We start from the raw sequence: 16,417 nt of genomic DNA on the forward strand, positions 1-16,417 counted from the left end.
GAATTCTTTCTTATCGTTATTCTTAACTTTCCATTTCATTCATTGCTATATTTAAAGCTCCCACTGCTTTGGGCCAACCAACATAAAAAGCCATATGTGTTATTAATGCGATCATTTCATTTTCTCCAATTCCATTTTGTTTGGCCAGTCGCAAATGAAATGGTAATTGTTCTGTATGACCAAGACTGATTAATACCGACACTGTACATAAACTTCTTTCTCTTAATGTTAAAGTGTCATCCCGCCACACTTCCTCGAACAATATCTCTTCACTATAATGAGCAAATGCAGGTGCCATTTCTTTCATTCTCTCTTGAATACAATATTTAATTGATTGATTCATTCATCATTTCACTCTCCCTTCACTTTTACCAATTGTGTCAATCCTTGACCAAATGACCAATTTTCAGCAGATGTCTCATTTAGCGTAATAAAAATATCTGCACTTTTTATACTAGAACATTCAGAAATCTTCAAGGATATCGACTGATATAGATTCATTTTCTGTTTTATCGTTCTTCCCGGTCCGCATGTAATAGAAACATAAATCATCTTCTCTGTTCTCTTTTCTCCTCTTTCTAATAAATAATATGGATTATATAAAAAGTGATTTTGTTGATAAGGTAAAAACATTTGAAAAAAATCATTTTCAAGGATGTTAAAATGTTCAATTAATGACAGATGAATACATTCACCTATCTTTTTCAACTCTTCTTTATTTAATATATTTTCATGATAATAAACGTTCACAAAAGGCATACATTTTCATTCCTTTTTCCTAATTTAACTTCAACAAGTTTTCATCGTGAAATGTGCAAAATCTCATATACTGTAACACCTTTATTTGTTACCATTTCAGGCTTTTCTTCATAAAAACTTAACTGACTATACCTCCATTTATCTGAATTATAAATCATTACATTTCCTAAACACTTTTCTATATTTTGTACACATTCATTCATAGTTTTTAATTGAGTCTCCCTCAGTGAATTACTTTGAGAAATACTCCCTACATATTCAACAGCATATTTACTTTTCTTAAAATCATCACTTAGATTAACAACTAATGGAACACCTATATTTATTTGTTGCCACCCAAAAGATTGTAAAATATTATCGTAATACCCTTCAAAGATAAATTTGTTCATTCCTTCATGGCCATTCCAAATATATAAAGGTGCATAACAGTTATAGAAATTCCCATCCTTACCTGTCTCAGTAATTAAATATGCTTTGAAATTCAATTCTTGAAAACCATCCGTTTTATATCCATTATCCTTTACCCTTTTTTTAATAATCTCTATGTCATAATCCTTTGGCAAAATGACCTTATATTGCATTCCAATCATGTTTATCACTCACTTTCAATCTTATATACACAATGATAAACCGATGATTGACTAACGTAAAATAGGTATAAATTATATTTGATATCATTTATAATGATATCAAATAAGGGGCTGTGATATATGGACATAAATGATCTTATTATATTCAAAACTGTAGCCAGCGAAGGTTCTATTAGTAAAGCTGCGAAAGAGTTAGGATATGTTCAACCGAACGTAACTGAGCGAATCAAAAAATTAGAACAAGAATTAGAAACGCCTTTACTACATAGAGATAACAAAGGAGTATCCTTGTTACCTTCTGGTGATATTTTATTAGACTACACGAATCAAATATTAACTCTAGTAGAAGAAGCGAAAGATAAAATTAAAACGAATAGTTCTTCTTATATAATCGCGACGTCACAATCTATTTTGACTAATTATGTAAGTAAGCGCATTAAAGAAAATTTCAGGAATTATCAAATATATGTAGAAAATAGTAGTCATTTGCAAAAATTACTGCAACAACAAAAAGTTGATATGGTCATTACTTACGAGGATGATCCCGACGCAGCTTTTAAAAAAGTATTTACTGCTTCAATTTCTGTAGGCTTATTAAAAGCGAAAGAAACGCCTACCATTGACTATTCAAAGGAACTCTTCTTCGTTAGTAATGACAAAAGGTGCCCTTTTAGAAATAAGACAATACAATTTTTAAAAGAAAATAATTTATCTCAGCGTCAACTTCAACAATTAGATTCTTATTCGCTTATGGAAGAGTTTATTCAGGATGGAAAAGGAATAGCCTTTTTGCCGATTAGAAATGATACATTGGTACCAATTGAAGATTTTCCAATTGAGAAATTAGCTGTTCATTTTTTTACGAATCAACACTCTTTAAAACAAATCCCTGATGAACTATTTAATTAATAGAATAGCTATAAACTAATTACATACACCAATAAAAATCCCTCCTTTACGAATCTAAAAGAGGGATTTTCATATTCTATACAATTGATTTTTCACACATTTTGCTCCACTTCTGCACTTTTCTCCTTCTTATTCCGTTTCATATTCTTCAAACTCTTTACCGTTCCAACTAATCCTTTCGGGAAAACTAGCAAGACGATAATGTACAATAAACCAAGAATAATCGTCCATCGTTCAAAAATCGGATACGCTGTAGCTAGTTCTGATAAATAATATTTCAGTGATTCAATAATTCCAGCTCCAGCAATTGCTCCAATTAACGTTCCAACGCCTCCAATCATTGTCATCAATAATGCATTTAATGTCATTTCAATTGAAAATACAGTTGTATTAACAAAGCGTAGTGTGATAACAAATAAACCACCGCTAATCGTAGCAACTACTCCTGCAACAATACTAGCAATAATTTTATAATGAAGAACTTTATATCCTAATGCTTCAACACGTTGTTCATTTTGTGAAATTGCCTTTAATACTTTTCCGATAGAAGATTTTGTGAAAAGACGTAACAGAATAAAAATGACAATTAAACATATAAGTGTTACATAATAAAACGTAAAACGATCACGGAATAAGTCTGGTACACCAAATGTAAAACCGTCCCCTCCGTGAGTGAGCCCACGCCATTTTTCAGCAAGTACGAAAAACAACTGTGAAATAGCAAGTGTTAACATTGCATAAAAATGACTTTTCAGTCGTAACGAAAGCAAACCGATTATATAACTAACAATTGCTGAAATGATAATTGCAGCTACTAGCCCTATTAAAAAGTTCGTTATGGATACTCCTTGCCGATCAAATAAAAGTGCTACGCCATATGCCCCTATTCCAAAGAACATACAATGACCGAATGATACAATTCCTGTATATCCAAGCAATACATCAAAACTCATTGCAAAAATAGCAAAGATGAAGATTTGAGTGAACAAAATTAACAAGCTCCGTGAATCATTTACGAATGGAAATACACTTAAACAAATGAGCATACATACTCCGAAGTATACTTTAATTCGATTTGAAGTGCTGTTCACCATTTCACCCCTTTTCACTAACAAGTCCATTTGGCTTCACGATTAAGAAAAATAGTAACATTAACATATTGATTGCAAGTGAGAAATCCGGCATAAAATACGCTGTAAAAGCACCAGCTAATCCGACAATTAAAGATGCGATTGCTGAACCTTGTACGCTTCCTAATCCTCCAATTATTACTACTATGAAAGCTAAAATCGCATACTGCATACCCATCTCGGCGAAAATAACTCCTGAATACGGCGCTAATAAGAAGCCTCCCAACGCTGCCATCCCTGCTCCTAATAAAAAGACGAAAGAAAATATCGCTTTTACGTTAATACCGAGCGCTTGAACCATTTCTTTATCCATTACACCTGCGCGGATCATTAGACCTATCTTTGTTTTTTTAAGCAATAATAGTAAGGCAATATAAATGATGATCCCAATTAAAATTACGAATAGACGATATTTAATTAATATAATACCTTCAAATGTATAACTACCTTGTAACCATAACGGTAATTTAGCACCAATTGGATTTGGCCCCCAAAATACTTTAATACATTCACTAAGTACAAGCATTCCTCCAAGCGTCACAAGAAGCTGGCGAACATGATTTCCATATACCGGTCTAATAAGGAATCTTTCTAAAATGAATCCAAGAAACATTCCCATAGCAATTGCTCCAATTAACGCTAATACATAACTACCTGTCATATTAAATAGCCAAACACCTGTAAACGCTCCCCAGGCAAATAAACCACCATGTGCGAAGTTTAGAACGCTCATTAAACCGAAAATCAGTGAAAGACCTGATGCTAATAAAAAAATGAGCATCCCTGTTGAAATCCCATTTACAAATAAATTGATTAACACATCCATCCTTCTCACCTCGGATTCATGTTAAGAGATTCCTAAATATTTGTGACACATTTCCTTATCCTCTTTTAATTCATGCATAAAACCGTTATGAACAATTTTTCCGTTATCCATAATATAAAAGTAATCACCAATTTGACTAGCCATCATAAAGTTTTGTTCAACGAGTAAAACGGTTGTTTTCTTCTTCATTTTCAAAATGGCTATCATTAATTTTTCTATCATAATAGGGGACAAGCCTTTACTCGGCTCATCGATAAGTAATAAACCATCACTATTAATAAATGCTCTTGAAATTGCTAGCATTTGCTTTTGTCCTCCGCTTAATAGTCCGCTTTTTTTGTGCCAAAACTGCTTTAAATCTGGAAATAGTTCAAGCATCCACTCAATTTTCTCTTCCGCTTCTTCTCCCTTACCCCTAGCAAGAGCGAATGTTTCTTCTACTGTCAAATCGTGAAAAATACCTTGATTTTCTGGTACATACCCTATTCCTTTTCTTGAAATTAAATGTGTAGATAATCCATTTACTTGTGTACTATCATAATAAATTTCACCATGTGCGATATGGTGAAATCCCATAACCGAACGTAATGTCGTCGTCTTCCCTGCCCCATTTCTTCCAAACAGTACAGTAATCGTTCCTTTCTCAACAGCAAGAGATACGCCTTGTAAAATATGAAACTGATCTAAATACGTCTCTATATTATTCACTTGTAATAGTGCCACTATATAATCCCCCTAAATAAGCACTTTGTACACGCTCATCTTTCATAATCTCTTCGGGCAAACCTTCAGCCAATAGCTCTCCATGGAATAAAACGATAAGATGGTCTGACAAATCTAGTACCATATCCATTTTGTGTTCAATTAGTACAATTGTACTCTCTGGATGTTTCTTAATATTTTCAATCACTTGTAAAATAGCCGGTACTTCCTCAACTGATATACCTGCCGTCGGCTCATCAAGTAGTAACACATCTGTTTTTAAAGCTAATAACATTGCAAGCTCTAACTTTCGTTTTTCTCCATGCGCTAAATCTTTCGCTAATACATGTTCTTTTTCCTGAAGTAATACAGTTTTTAAGACACGTCTCGCCTCTCCCACTTGTTGCTTAAATTTTGCCGAACTCGGAAAAAAACTATAGCAATCTTGCACAAATGATTGAACACTTAAACGAACATTTTCAAGTACCGTTAACTCTGGGAATATATTTGTAAGTTGAAAAGAACGACCAATTCCTAATCGAGTTCGATCCGAAATTGATAATTTTGTAATCTCTCGTCCTTTAAAATATACTTCCCCCTTTGTTGGAGAAATTTGTCCACTTAGTAAATTAAATAACGTTGTCTTTCCTGCACCATTAGGTCCAATAATGGAAATGAGCTTTCCTTTTTGTACTGTTACATTCACATCTTTAATAACATGATGCTCGCCAAAAGATACGCAAAGATTTTTCGTTTCTAGCAAATGTGTCACGAAATCCCTCCTTTTAAAGCTTTAAGTACAAAAGAAATACGTATAAAGAGGGCGTCCCCCTCTTTATACAAAATCAACGGAAAATTCAGTTTATTTATTTTGAACTGGTGGTTCTGTCTCTTTCATCGTTAATTCTCGCTCTAATACTGGCACCGGATAGTCAACACCATCTTGCTTTTTCAATTTGATAGAATACAGTGTCTGCATCGCTTGGTGATCCTTTTCTCTAAACTTCATCTTTCCTTTCGGTGTATCAAATTCCATTCCTTCCATTTTCTTAATCAATGTATCTACATCTGTATCACCTTTTGTTTTCTTTAAAGCTTCTACAATAGAAATTGCCGCTGACATTCCACCCGCTGTAAATAAATCTGGCACCGCACCATTAAATCGTTTTTTATGTTCTTCAACTAACCAATCATTCACCTTATTTTTCGGAAGTGTATGATAATAAACAGAAAAACCTTGCATTCCTACTAACGCATCCATCGTTTTTAATGCCGGTATATCTGGTGCACCTGTAGAAATTTTAATACCTTGTGCTTCCACATTCATATCTTTTAACTGTTTCCAAGGTGAGTTTGCCCCTGCCCAAACGATAAATAAATAATCTGGTTTTGAGCTAATGATATTTTGAATATTTGCAGTGAAGTCAGTCGAATTTGTATCTGCATATTGCTCGTTTACAATATTCGCACCTAATTTCTTCGCTCCAGCTTTAAACGCTGCAATCCCTTCACGGCCAAATGCATTATCCGGGGCAAACGTCGCAATCTTTATATCTTTTTTTGCAATTGCAGCTGCTCCTGCAATCGCATCTTGCGAAGAGCTTCTTCCTGTTCTAAAAACATATTTATTCCAATTCTTTCCGGTAATACTATCAGCAACTGCCGGTTCTACAACCATTATTTTTTCATATTCTTCAGCTAGTGGTAAAACCGCTAATGTATCACTTGAACTAGACGATCCGACTAAAAAATCCACTTTCTCTTCTTCTAATAATTTCGTAGCTTTTTTAACTGCTACCTCTGCTTTCGTTTCCGTATCTTCTACAACAAACTTAATCTTCTTCCCTTCCACTTTCCCCGTTCCATCCGTCGCATAGTCTAACCCTAATTCAAATCCATTCACTGTTTGTTTTCCATATGATTCTAATGGACCTGTTAATGAAGCAAGAACCCCTACCTTAATCGTCTTTTCATCCTCAGTACTTGTTTTCTTTCCTGAACAAGCTGCCGTTATTAATAACGAACCTAACACACAACCAGTAGCCACCATTCTTAGCCATTTACGTTTTTTTATCGACATTGTGATCCTCCCCATACTTTACTTTCTGATAGAGTCAAACACGCCAAAGTTACCCATCCGTAATTATGACTTTTCCTTTGAATCATACAAACACAGCTGTTTGAAAAATTTAATGAAGTACCTTTACATTCGCCGCCTCTTTCCAAATACCTCCATTTATCATATATTCATCTAGTATTTTTCACCACCTAATTACAGTCGCTGCCCATGTATACCCAGTCCCGGCACTAACTACTACTGCAATATCTCCGGCCTGTAATTTTCCCTGTTCATTTGCAAAGTGAAGACCAATGCAAGGATCAAGCGCTGACATATGTCCATAATGATCTAAATATACAACTTGTTCTTCTTCTAGCCCTAGTCCCTGTATCAATTCTATTAACATGGAACGTTTTGTATGCAGTGGTAACAATACTTTAATATCTTTAGGAGTACATCCACTTTTTCTTAACGCCTCCCTAATAACCTTGTCAAAATTAGGGATTGAAACCCGGTCTAGACGTTCTTTCATACTATTAGGATCTATTACATCAATATAATGTTGTCGATTCTCAACTGTATCATAGCTCGCAACCTACTTCGATCCACCAGCTGGAATACGAACATCGTCATGAAATGAACCATCTGTTAATTTATCAGAATTTTATAGCATATCCCTAATCAAAATGAATAAACGCCCCCGTCAGTTAACCTTTTTGCACTCCCCTCCTTCTTATAACACCACATATATTTAAACAACATTACGAAGGTAAATCCATATTTTACAAAAACAAAATATGCTAATATAATAGATAAGTGATTATCACTTAAAAGGAACTGATATAAGTGAGAAGATATTGTTTTACATACTTAGGAGGAATCATAATGAATTTTAAACATGTACTTGCAACAGGCTTAATTACCGCCACACTATTTGGTGCAACGAATGCTCATGCACAAACTGAACATTTCATTGATGTACCAAAGGAACATTGGTCTAAAGATTCGATTAACTACTTAACTGAACAAAAGGTCATTAGTGGCTATGGCAACGGAAAATTTGGATTTGGGGACAATGTAACTCGTGGGCAAGTAGCTGCGATTATTTCAAGATACTTAAAATTAGAAAATACTGGATCTACAATTAAACATTTCTCTGATATTCATGGGCATATGTTTGAAAACAATATTAAAGCAGTTGCTCAAAAAGGACTCATGACAGGGGACAATAGCACTGACAAGTTTAGACCAGACGATACATTAACTCGATACGAAATGGCTGTTATCTTACAAAAAGCGTTTCATCTACCTGTAAAAACAAACGACCTTTTCTATGATGTTCCAAATAATTTTTGGGCAACAGACTCTGTTCGTTCATTGTATAGTAATGGAATTACAAAAGGAATTGGAAACTATCGATACGGCGGAGAAATGAATGTAACAAGAGAACAATTTGCAACGTTTATGTATAACGCAATTAATGTAAACCCTTATTTTGTTCCTGATTCTATTCCTGCGAAAGATGAGGATAAGTATAAAGAAATTGAGAATATACTGATTGATTCTGGATTTTTAAAAACAGATTATAACTATGTATATACTAAAACTGGTCGAACATATGATGGCATTATGTATTTTAATTTTTCTCCCTATGATGACAGCGCATATAGAATGTCTATTCATAGTGATGATCCTGTATTAAACGAGCCGGTGAAAAAAATCCTAAATACACTACTACCAACTAAAGCAGATTATCTGTATAGTCTAATTAAAAATCCTACTACAAGCTCTCGAACAATAAAATTAGATGGTCGCAAAATTGAATTTAGTAGAGACTCTAGTACTAGTGTAAATGTTTATCTTGGAAAACAAAAATACTAAAAGAGTGACTATTTAACATGAATACAAGTAGCTCTCATAAGAAATAAAAAGGCTGCCCCACAAGTCGGTTTCAACGACTTGTGGGGCAGCTCCTTTAATCTTAATTAGAATTAAGTTCCACTTTCTCTAATCCTTTAGCCAATTGTTTCTTATCTAGCCCTTCTCCTATTACTACCAAGTTCGTTGGGAAACCGAAGTCTTGTTCCAATAAAGTCGGTACCCCGAACGAATATTGGAATAGGTGCGGGTATTTATCTCCATGGAATTTCACAAATCCTTTTACGCGATAAATACTATCTGGTACATTCGAAAGCCATTCGTATAATTTATCTTGATCAATCGATTTCGTAAATTGATACGTCATCGTTTGTATATGTAAATGCTGTTTGACATGTAGTGTCTCATGTTCCCCATCATTCGTAAATTCAGCTTCTTCTATGTCTTCTAAAGATATATTACAATATTTTGTTTCAAACAATTTCGCATGATTGTTTATTGCTTTCACTTCTTCAATTACTTTGTTCTTATCCGCATCTGTTAGTAAATCTGATTTATTAATTAAAATGTGGCTACCAAACTTCAGTTGCTCATGCAGTAATTGCTGAACGTTTGCACTTAATACTCTTCGATTTAACCATCTTACTGCATCTAAAACGACTACAATTGATTTCACTTCTAAGAAAGGTGCTAAAATGGGTGATACACATGCATCTAACACTTCAATTGGATGTGCAACACCTGTCGTTTCTATATAAATGACATCTGGTCTTTCTTGCTGATATAACGAGTGTAATTGTATTTCAAGCTCTTCTTTTAGCGTACAACAAATACATCCTTTCAGAAGTTCTCTTAACACATTTTCTTTTCCAATAATATCCGTATCTACCGAGTATTCACCAATTTCATTCATTAATACTGCAACTTTTCTATTCTTCTTTTTCTCCGCTAACAATAAATTTTGTAATAATGTTGATTTTCCGCTACCTAAAAAGCCACCTAATATATGAATTTCTACTTTTTTCATTTGATCGACCATCCATTTCTTTATTTCAAACGTATTCAAAGCGTAATAATTACGATTTATATTTATTATTTTATTAAAAGAATTGTGATTTGTAAATATATCTTCACTGTTCGTTTACTTCATAAGCAACTCTAATTCCAGACTCTATTGCTCCTTGCATCCATCCATGCGTTAATGTCGTATGCTCTCCTGCAAAGTGTACTTTGCCAGCTGGCGGCGTAATATACGGAAATAACTCTAACTCTTGGCCTGGTTCGAAAGCTGTAAATGCGCCGCAAGAATATGAATTTTGACTCCAGCTAAAAGATGTTCCAGTAACAAACTCACTATAGACGATGTCACCGTATATTTCCGCTAAATTTTTCAATGCGTAACGAATACGATCTCTTTGCGGGAGACTATCCCATGTTAACGCCTCATCTGCCCACGTATAACTCGCTAAAACGATAGCTGCCCCTTGTGTATGAATACCATAACTCGGATAATATGTAAATCGTATAGGTAAATCTGTAATAGATTTTCCACCACATTGTCTCGCTTTCTCCCAAAATCTACTTTTAAATTCTATCGCAATTTTAGTTGCAGCAATATAATTTAATTCACGAATTGCTCGTCTTTTAAAATAAGAGAATAAATGATATGGCTGAACTTCTACAAATCGTAACGCTGAAAATGGAATTGTGATAATAGCAATGTCGCCTGTTACCATAAATGGATGTGACGTTTGTTCATTTGTTACTTGCATCATCACTTTATTATCTTCCTGTATAATTTTTTCTACTTTATAAGACATAAAAATATTATCTTTTAACTTCGGTAAAAATGAATTTGGTAATGTATCCATTCCGCCCGTTATCTCATAATATTTTGTCGTTGAAGTAAAAAAGATCATTTCACGTAATGCTTCAATTAAAGACATTCCCATATATGCTTCCATATCTAGAAGTACCCCAATCATATCTATTGCTCCATCTGAATAATACTCACTTAAAAATGATCCGAGTGAATATGTTTTATACTTTTTTTCAACGATGATCCAGTTTTTATTAGGATCTTTTTTTATAAAATTAAGTATTGGTTCTAATACTACTAACATTAACTCTTCTGCCGTTTTTCCATTTTCGTTCTCTAAAATTGGATATCCAAGTATACTTGGATTTTTTTCAAACACATTCAATCTCGTTTTAATATTATTCGTATAAATAATATCTGAAGCGGTTTTATTTATAAAAAGATTTAACGGTAATTTAAATTTACGAATGTAAGCTAAAGTTAACTCGTGCGTTTCAGGAATTCGCATTGGCCCTGCATTAAAATATAAGCCTCTGCTAAACGGTTCACGGATCGTATATATTCTTCCGCCTATTCGGTTATTCGCTTCTAAAATTGTTATGCTATGCCCTGATTCTTTCAATAACGAGGCTGCAACTAATCCTGAAATTCCTGCACCAGCAATAATAATTTGCTTTGGATTCTTCGTTTTTACGAGTCCCACATTAATAATATGAAGCATTCTTTCCATCGTTAATGGCTGCATCATGCCCTTTTCCCCTTCGATAAAGGATTTTATTGCATTATATTCGGTTCACTTACTTCCTATGTTTCGTGCACGAAATTGCACGGATACATTTTCAAAAACTTGAATATCTTTTATAAAATGTAATAAACTAGATATGAATCTATAGAAGTAAGACGTATTATCTTACATAATAAAATCAATGAAATTGCGAGGAATTTTGAAATGAAAAAAGGTATTAACCGTGTAGTATTAGTAGGAACAGGAGCAGTTGGATGTAGTTATGCTTACTGTATGATTAACCAAGCTGTAGCTGAAGAATTTGTTTTAGTTGATGTAAACGAGGCAAAAGCTGAAGGAGAAGCAATGGATTTAAGTCATGCTGTTCCTTTTGCACCAGCTCCAACTAGAGTATGGAAAGGTAACTACGAAGATTGTAAAGATGCTGACCTTGTAGTCATTACGGCTGGATTACCACAAAAACCAGGCGAAACACGTTTAGATTTAGTTGAGAAAAACGCGAAAATCTTTAAACAAATCGTTCGTAGTATTATGGATAGCGGATTTGATGGTATCTTCTTAATCGCAACTAACCCTGTCGATATTTTAACTTACGTAACTTGGAAAGAATCTGGTTTACCAAAAGAACGCGTAATCGGTTCTGGTACAACTCTTGATTCTGCTCGTTTCCGCTATATGCTAGGTGAGTATTTCGATATTGGTCCACACAACATTCATGCTTATATTATCGGAGAACATGGTGATACGGAACTTCCTGTTTGGAGTCACGTATCAATTGGTATTCAAAAACTACAAACGCTTCTTGATAAAGACAACACATACACGCAAGAAGATTTAGACAAAATCTTCATAAACGTTCGTGACGCAGCTTACCATATTATTGAGCGAAAAGGTGCAACTTACTATGGTATTGGTATGTCACTTCTACGTGTTACAAAGGCGATTTTAAACGACGAAAATAGCGTATTAACAGTATCAGCTTACTTAGAAGGTCAATATGGTCAAAAAGATGTTTATATCGGTGTACCTGCTGTATTAAATCGCGGCGGTGTTCGTGAAATTTTAGAAGTGGAATTAAGTGAAGAAGAAGAATTAAAATTCGATCGCTCTGTTCAAGTTTTGAAAGAAACAATGGCTCCTGTTCTGTAATCGTGTATGCAAAAAAAGCAATCCAATTTATTTTGGATTGCTTTTTTTGATTGCTCCTTAAAAACATCAGTTATTTTCTATCTTTTCCTATTTTTTAAACTGTTCCTCATTGTTTACATCAAGTACATCTAATAAAAAGATAAAGATTGGTATCCCTATAATAAGCCCCCATATTCCAAGAAAATGTTCTGAGAAGATGAGAATCATAAATGTATAAAAGATTGGTAAATTCGTTTTCGCAGACATGAATTTTGGGTTTAAAAAATAACTTTCAAGAGCATGGATTACTGTAATGAACACAAGTATGTATACAACGTACATTACTCCGCCTACGTTATAAGCAATAATACAAAGTGGAAACAAGGAAATGATAACACCAGCAACTGGAATCAAACCGAGTAGAAAGACCATGACGGCCAATACAAGAAGCTGCGGAAATCCTAAAATCACAAGTGCAATTACAGTGAGTACACAATTGACAACCGCAATTAAAAACTGTGCTTCAATTACTTTACCGAACGATCTTGCAAACCTTTCACCAAAATATGCAATCTCCTCATAAAAAACCTTCAGACTACTATCTTTAAATTTCGAAGTAAATGATATTATGCGTTCTTTTTCTAATAAGAAAAATAAACTTAAAATAAGAGAAAGTAGTATTTGCAAACTGACTTTTCCTATATTTGCAATCGATTGATATATGACATCTACACCTTGTTCTATATATTTTGATACTTCCATCCCATTAATTGTTGAAAGTGCATATTTAATGATTTCATTATCAGGTGGATTTTGAAAAAACAACCTAAACTGATAAATCAATTGGGAAATTTGTATCGTTAGCACAGGTAAATATTTATATAATGTTGTGCCGATAAAAGTAACTAATATTATATACAAACATGCGATAACAATTTTCCGATTCACTTTCAATTTCTTTGAAATAAAACGTTGAAACCGATCCATTAAAAATGTCAGTATGAACGTAATTAATATTAAATTGATCATACTTTTTAATCCATATAATACAAGCGCTACTATTATTAAAACGAGAAACCGTTGGAACCCTCTACTTCGAAAGAAATTTTTCACTTCATTCATTAAAATTTAACCTCCCCCTTCAATGGATGGAAATTGAATATATTACATTTTATGAACTTCTATAGACAATCTTTCTTACTAATTGAGAAGAATCCTTTTTTTCTTTTTATATTGTTAGATTCTTTTCATATTAGCCCACCAACATATTTCAGTGGAGCTCTATTTTTCGTTTATCCTTTTACAGTTTTGGTGATTTTCTATTTTTAGACTGCTGCTCATACGCATATCCCATATTGAACAGTTCCTTTTCACCAAATTGCTTCCCGACAAACACTGCACCTACCGGCTCTCCATTGTTATCATATCCTGCTGGCACCGCTAATTCTGGATAGCCAGCTACAGCTGATAGAAGAACTTCTTCGTTGTTAATCATAACTAAAGCATCCAAACCTTTTTTTACTAAATATCTATCTAGCTCTTTTCTTGCATTTTCTTGACTCGATCGCACTATTTTTTCAAACTCATCTTTCGTTATAGCAGATTTTTCAGATCCCTCAATTAATGTTTGTCCGTATTTTATTCGTCTATTACTATCCTTTTTATTAAACACTATAATCTCTTCTAGCGATTTTACCGGCACATTTTTTTGCTGTGAAAGATAATCCTTAACATTATGTTTGAACTCATATTCTAATGTTTGTAGATTATCTACACCCTCAGCGTTTAACTGAATATCATCAGTCAATATTGCACCTGCATCTTGAAGGTCTTTTCTAATTTTTTCTGCTACTTCTTTTCTATTTTCATCTTGTCGATCTATTGAAAAAAGAACTCCTATTTTTTTCCCTTTCAATCCATCTATCGATAAATCCTTCGCATAATCAACTCTTTCTTTATCTTTCATTTTTTCTGTCATAGCATCTTTTTCATCATAACTTACCATTATGCTAAATAACGTTGCCGCATCCCTCACCGTTCTTGCCATCGGCCCTGCTGTATCAAGTGTTTCAGCTAACGGAATAATGCCAGATCTACTCACCATACCTAGTGATGGACGTAACCCAACTACTGATTGTTGCGTCGCGGGTGCTACAATTGACCCAGTCGTTTCCGTCCCGATTGCAAGTGGTGCAAAATCTGCCGCAACTACTGTAGCAGATCCAGAACTTGATCCCGATGTATCAAACGTAATCGGACCGTATGGATTCAAATTTTGTTCTTTTTTCCCGCTATATCCGCTAGGCATTGTAAAGGATAAATAATTTGCCCACTCAGACATATTCGCTTTCCCTAAAACAAAAGCACCTTCTTCTTTCAACTTCTTCACGATTGTCGCATCTTTATCTGCAATCCAATCTTTTAACACATACGTGCCCGCACTTGTCGGCATCACCTTTTCTGTTTGTACATTATCTTTTACGATAACCGGCATACCGTATAAGTTCGACTTCTTATTTGAAGACCTTTCTTTATCTAACTTTCGCGCTTCTTCCATTGCATTTGGATTAATCTCTGTAACAGCATTTAATGATATTCCATTTTGGTCATGTTCTTGTATTCTAAAAAGATAAATACTCGTTAATTCTTCATATGATAATTTTCCATCATCAATCATTTTTTGAAGCTCGTTCACAGTCGCATTTACAACCTCTTTTTCTTTTATCTTTACTTTATCTATGTTGATTCCTTTCAGCTGATTATGTATCGGTTTTAACACTCTATCTTTATCATATACGATACGCTCAGGTTCCTTTGGAAAATAATTTTTATACACGTAATATCCTCCGGCACATGCCAATAGGACAATACCCCCAGCAATTGACAGCGTAATCTTTACCCACTTTTTCATGCTGTTTCCTCCGCTCTAAAAGTTGCTAAATTGTATTGAAAAAGAGAGTTATCCTTATAACCCTCTCTTATTAAAATGCTAAATGAAGAATTTCAATTTAATTCATTCTTTTTTGCATTTGCTTCGCTAATAATTCCTTCACTTGATTATACGTTAATCCTGAATCTTTATTTAAACGTTTTACTTCCTCAACATTAGTACCTACCACTGTATATTTTTTCTCATCATTCATTTTTCCACTTCCCTTTCTACTGCATTATTTCTTATATTTTTCCCCTAAACTCTTATAAATTAACACAAATATAAATAAGGAAACTGTACGAAACTCAATAGGTGAAGGCAATTACGTAAGAGGAAAAGACAAAAAAATGTCGAATTTATATACTTGTTGAATTTAAGGACTTGGAGGATATATTTTGAATACATATGAGTTTAAACATAACATTCCAACTCTACAAGAGTATAAATATTTGTGTGATTCTGTTGGTTGGTCTAATTATATGAATTTTGAAGTGGCGGAAACTTCACTGAAGCATTCTATTCACTGCATCACAGTCAAAGATAATGAACAAATTATCGGCATGGGAAGAATTGTCGGCGATGGATCTATCTATTTCTATATTCAAGATATAGTAGTTCATCCAGATTATCAGAAACATGGTATCGGGAAAGAAATCATGTATCGTTTAGCTGCATACTTACATGAGAATGCCCCTGATATGGCGTTTGTCGGTTTATTTGCATCACAAGGTAAAGAATCGTTCTATGAAAAATTTGATTTTAAGGATTACTCACCACACATGACGGGGATGTTTACTGTCATTACAAAACAATAAACATAACAGATTTTTAATTGTACGGAAAAACTTCAATTCATATGAAGGAAATCGTTCTTGCAGTAAGAGTTTAACATTGCATACGAAAGGAGAGTACATATATGGCTAATATGTACTCTCCTTTT

The 16,417-nt window shown here is 33.9% G+C and carries 17 protein-coding genes and 1 pseudogene; 4 read left to right on the forward strand and 14 right to left on the reverse strand.

Annotated elements, in window-relative coordinates:
• Positions 1 to 22: 22 nt before the first annotated feature.
• From DN393_RS26715 to DN393_RS26725, 3 genes are read right to left on the reverse strand one after another with little or no spacing between them, the layout of a single operon-like run.
• Complete coding sequence (locus DN393_RS26715; protein WP_064476358.1) at positions 23 to 343, reverse strand: carboxymuconolactone decarboxylase family protein; 321 nt, start codon at positions 341 to 343, stop codon at positions 23 to 25.
• A gap of 8 nt (positions 344 to 351) precedes the next feature.
• Positions 352 to 759, reverse strand: a complete 408-nt coding sequence (locus tag DN393_RS26720) for a tautomerase family protein (RefSeq protein ID WP_064476359.1) — start codon at positions 757 to 759, stop codon at positions 352 to 354.
• 41 nt (positions 760 to 800) lie between these two features.
• On the reverse strand, positions 801 to 1,349 hold the full coding sequence (locus DN393_RS26725) for a DUF4865 family protein (protein WP_064476360.1): 549 nt from the start codon (positions 1,347 to 1,349) through the stop codon (positions 801 to 803).
• A gap of 120 nt (positions 1,350 to 1,469) precedes the next feature.
• Here DN393_RS26725 and DN393_RS26730 point away from each other — a divergent pair, with 120 nt between their 5' ends.
• Positions 1,470 to 2,258, forward strand: a complete 789-nt coding sequence (locus DN393_RS26730; protein ID WP_149174104.1) for a LysR family transcriptional regulator — start codon at positions 1,470 to 1,472, stop codon at positions 2,256 to 2,258.
• Between the two features lie 92 nt (positions 2,259 to 2,350).
• Here DN393_RS26730 and DN393_RS26735 read toward each other — a convergent pair whose 3' ends face one another.
• The 6 genes and pseudogenes from DN393_RS26735 to DN393_RS26760 form a co-directional block, all read right to left on the reverse strand.
• On the reverse strand, positions 2,351 to 3,304 hold the full coding sequence (locus DN393_RS26735) for a branched-chain amino acid ABC transporter permease (protein WP_064476679.1): 954 nt from the start codon (positions 3,302 to 3,304) through the stop codon (positions 2,351 to 2,353).
• A gap of 49 nt (positions 3,305 to 3,353) precedes the next feature.
• On the reverse strand, positions 3,354 to 4,214 hold the full coding sequence (locus tag DN393_RS26740; RefSeq protein WP_149174105.1) for a branched-chain amino acid ABC transporter permease: 861 nt from the start codon (positions 4,212 to 4,214) through the stop codon (positions 3,354 to 3,356).
• Between the two features lie 21 nt (positions 4,215 to 4,235).
• On the reverse strand, positions 4,236 to 4,937 hold the full coding sequence (locus DN393_RS26745) for a branched-chain amino acid ABC transporter ATP-binding protein (RefSeq protein ID WP_064476363.1): 702 nt from the start codon (positions 4,935 to 4,937) through the stop codon (positions 4,236 to 4,238).
• Complete coding sequence (locus DN393_RS26750) at positions 4,915 to 5,688, reverse strand: ABC transporter ATP-binding protein (protein ID WP_149174106.1); 774 nt, start codon at positions 5,686 to 5,688, stop codon at positions 4,915 to 4,917. Before DN393_RS26750 ends, DN393_RS26745 begins: the two co-directional genes overlap by 23 nt.
• Positions 5,689 to 5,778: 90 nt before the next feature.
• Positions 5,779 to 6,996: a substrate-binding domain-containing protein gene (locus DN393_RS26755; protein ID WP_149174107.1), complete on the reverse strand. Its 1,218-nt coding sequence runs from the start codon at positions 6,994 to 6,996 to the stop codon at positions 5,779 to 5,781.
• Positions 6,997 to 7,177: 181 nt separating this feature from the next.
• Positions 7,178 to 7,627 (reverse strand): annotated as a pseudogene (locus DN393_RS26760) (3-oxoacyl-[acyl-carrier-protein] synthase III C-terminal domain-containing protein); the annotation flags it as partial.
• Positions 7,628 to 7,860: 233 nt separating this feature from the next.
• On the opposite strand from DN393_RS26760, the gene DN393_RS26765 reads away from it, so the two are divergent.
• A complete protein-coding gene (locus tag DN393_RS26765; RefSeq protein ID WP_149174108.1) occupies positions 7,861 to 8,856 on the forward strand; it encodes an S-layer homology domain-containing protein in 996 nt (331 codons plus the stop codon).
• Between the two features lie 100 nt (positions 8,857 to 8,956).
• Here the strand turns inward: DN393_RS26765 and DN393_RS26770 are convergent, their stop codons facing one another.
• Both DN393_RS26770 and DN393_RS26775 read right to left on the reverse strand, forming a co-directional pair.
• Complete coding sequence (locus tag DN393_RS26770; RefSeq protein ID WP_064476367.1) at positions 8,957 to 9,880, reverse strand: CobW family GTP-binding protein; 924 nt, start codon at positions 9,878 to 9,880, stop codon at positions 8,957 to 8,959.
• Between the two features lie 103 nt (positions 9,881 to 9,983).
• Positions 9,984 to 11,420 carry a flavin monoamine oxidase family protein gene (locus DN393_RS26775; RefSeq protein WP_064476368.1) on the reverse strand — a complete coding sequence of 479 codons (1,437 nt, stop codon included), beginning with the start codon at positions 11,418 to 11,420 and terminating at the stop codon, positions 9,984 to 9,986.
• Between the two features lie 201 nt (positions 11,421 to 11,621).
• Between DN393_RS26775 and DN393_RS26780 the strand changes: the two genes are divergently transcribed.
• The gene (locus DN393_RS26780) at positions 11,622 to 12,566 is read left to right on the forward strand and encodes an L-lactate dehydrogenase (RefSeq protein WP_149174109.1); all 945 of its coding nucleotides are present in this window, start codon (positions 11,622 to 11,624) and stop codon (positions 12,564 to 12,566) included.
• A gap of 87 nt (positions 12,567 to 12,653) precedes the next feature.
• On the opposite strand, the gene DN393_RS26785 is transcribed toward DN393_RS26780, so the two are convergent.
• The 3 genes from DN393_RS26785 to DN393_RS32230 all read right to left on the reverse strand — a co-directional run bounded on the left by DN393_RS26785 (position 12,654) and on the right by DN393_RS32230 (position 15,688).
• Complete coding sequence (locus tag DN393_RS26785; RefSeq protein ID WP_087980217.1) at positions 12,654 to 13,667, reverse strand: AI-2E family transporter; 1,014 nt, start codon at positions 13,665 to 13,667, stop codon at positions 12,654 to 12,656.
• A gap of 178 nt (positions 13,668 to 13,845) precedes the next feature.
• On the reverse strand, positions 13,846 to 15,456 hold the full coding sequence (locus DN393_RS26790) for an amidase family protein (RefSeq protein ID WP_149174110.1): 1,611 nt from the start codon (positions 15,454 to 15,456) through the stop codon (positions 13,846 to 13,848).
• 97 nt (positions 15,457 to 15,553) lie between these two features.
• The gene (locus DN393_RS32230) at positions 15,554 to 15,688 is read right to left on the reverse strand and encodes a hypothetical protein (protein ID WP_064476371.1); all 135 of its coding nucleotides are present in this window, start codon (positions 15,686 to 15,688) and stop codon (positions 15,554 to 15,556) included.
• 184 nt (positions 15,689 to 15,872) lie between these two features.
• On the opposite strand from DN393_RS32230, the gene DN393_RS26795 reads away from it, so the two are divergent.
• Positions 15,873 to 16,292, forward strand: coding sequence for a GNAT family N-acetyltransferase (locus DN393_RS26795; RefSeq protein ID WP_149174111.1), 420 nt, complete (start codon positions 15,873 to 15,875; stop codon positions 16,290 to 16,292).
• Positions 16,293 to 16,417 lie beyond the last annotated feature (125 nt).

It is taken from the genome of Bacillus sp. BPN334 (genome assembly GCF_008368885.1).
In the GTDB taxonomy this organism is placed as follows: Bacteria; Bacillota; Bacilli; order Bacillales; family Bacillaceae_G; genus Bacillus_A; species Bacillus_A wiedmannii.

What these genes read in the sequence shown, in the direction of transcription:
- DN393_RS26715 (WP_064476358.1), bottom strand. Translation starts at nt 343, where the DNA reads ATGAATCAATCAATTAAATATTGTATTCAAGAGAGAATGAAAGAAATG.
- DN393_RS32230 (WP_064476371.1), bottom strand. Translation starts at nt 15,688, where the DNA reads ATGAATGATGAGAAAAAATATACAGTGGTAGGTACTAATGTTGAGGAA.
- DN393_RS26770 (WP_064476367.1), bottom strand. Translation starts at nt 9,880, where the DNA reads ATGAAAAAAGTAGAAATTCATATATTAGGTGGCTTTTTAGGTAGCGGA.
- DN393_RS26775 (WP_064476368.1), bottom strand. Translation starts at nt 11,420, where the DNA reads ATGATGCAGCCATTAACGATGGAAAGAATGCTTCATATTATTAATGTG.
- DN393_RS26785 (WP_087980217.1), bottom strand. Translation starts at nt 13,667, where the DNA reads ATGAATGAAGTGAAAAATTTCTTTCGAAGTAGAGGGTTCCAACGGTTT.
- DN393_RS26790 (WP_149174110.1), bottom strand. Translation starts at nt 15,456, where the DNA reads ATGAAAAAGTGGGTAAAGATTACGCTGTCAATTGCTGGGGGTATTGTC.
- DN393_RS26755 (WP_149174107.1), bottom strand. Translation starts at nt 6,996, where the DNA reads ATGTCGATAAAAAAACGTAAATGGCTAAGAATGGTGGCTACTGGTTGT.
- DN393_RS26735 (WP_064476679.1), bottom strand. Translation starts at nt 3,304, where the DNA reads ATGCTCATTTGTTTAAGTGTATTTCCATTCGTAAATGATTCACGGAGC.
- DN393_RS26740 (WP_149174105.1), bottom strand. Translation starts at nt 4,214, where the DNA reads ATGGATGTGTTAATCAATTTATTTGTAAATGGGATTTCAACAGGGATG.
- DN393_RS26765 (WP_149174108.1), top strand. Translation starts at nt 7,861, where the DNA reads ATGAATTTTAAACATGTACTTGCAACAGGCTTAATTACCGCCACACTA.
- DN393_RS26780 (WP_149174109.1), top strand. Translation starts at nt 11,622, where the DNA reads ATGAAAAAAGGTATTAACCGTGTAGTATTAGTAGGAACAGGAGCAGTT.
- DN393_RS26725 (WP_064476360.1), bottom strand. Translation starts at nt 1,349, where the DNA reads ATGATTGGAATGCAATATAAGGTCATTTTGCCAAAGGATTATGACATA.
- DN393_RS26720 (WP_064476359.1), bottom strand. Translation starts at nt 759, where the DNA reads ATGCCTTTTGTGAACGTTTATTATCATGAAAATATATTAAATAAAGAA.
- DN393_RS26730 (WP_149174104.1), top strand. Translation starts at nt 1,470, where the DNA reads ATGGACATAAATGATCTTATTATATTCAAAACTGTAGCCAGCGAAGGT.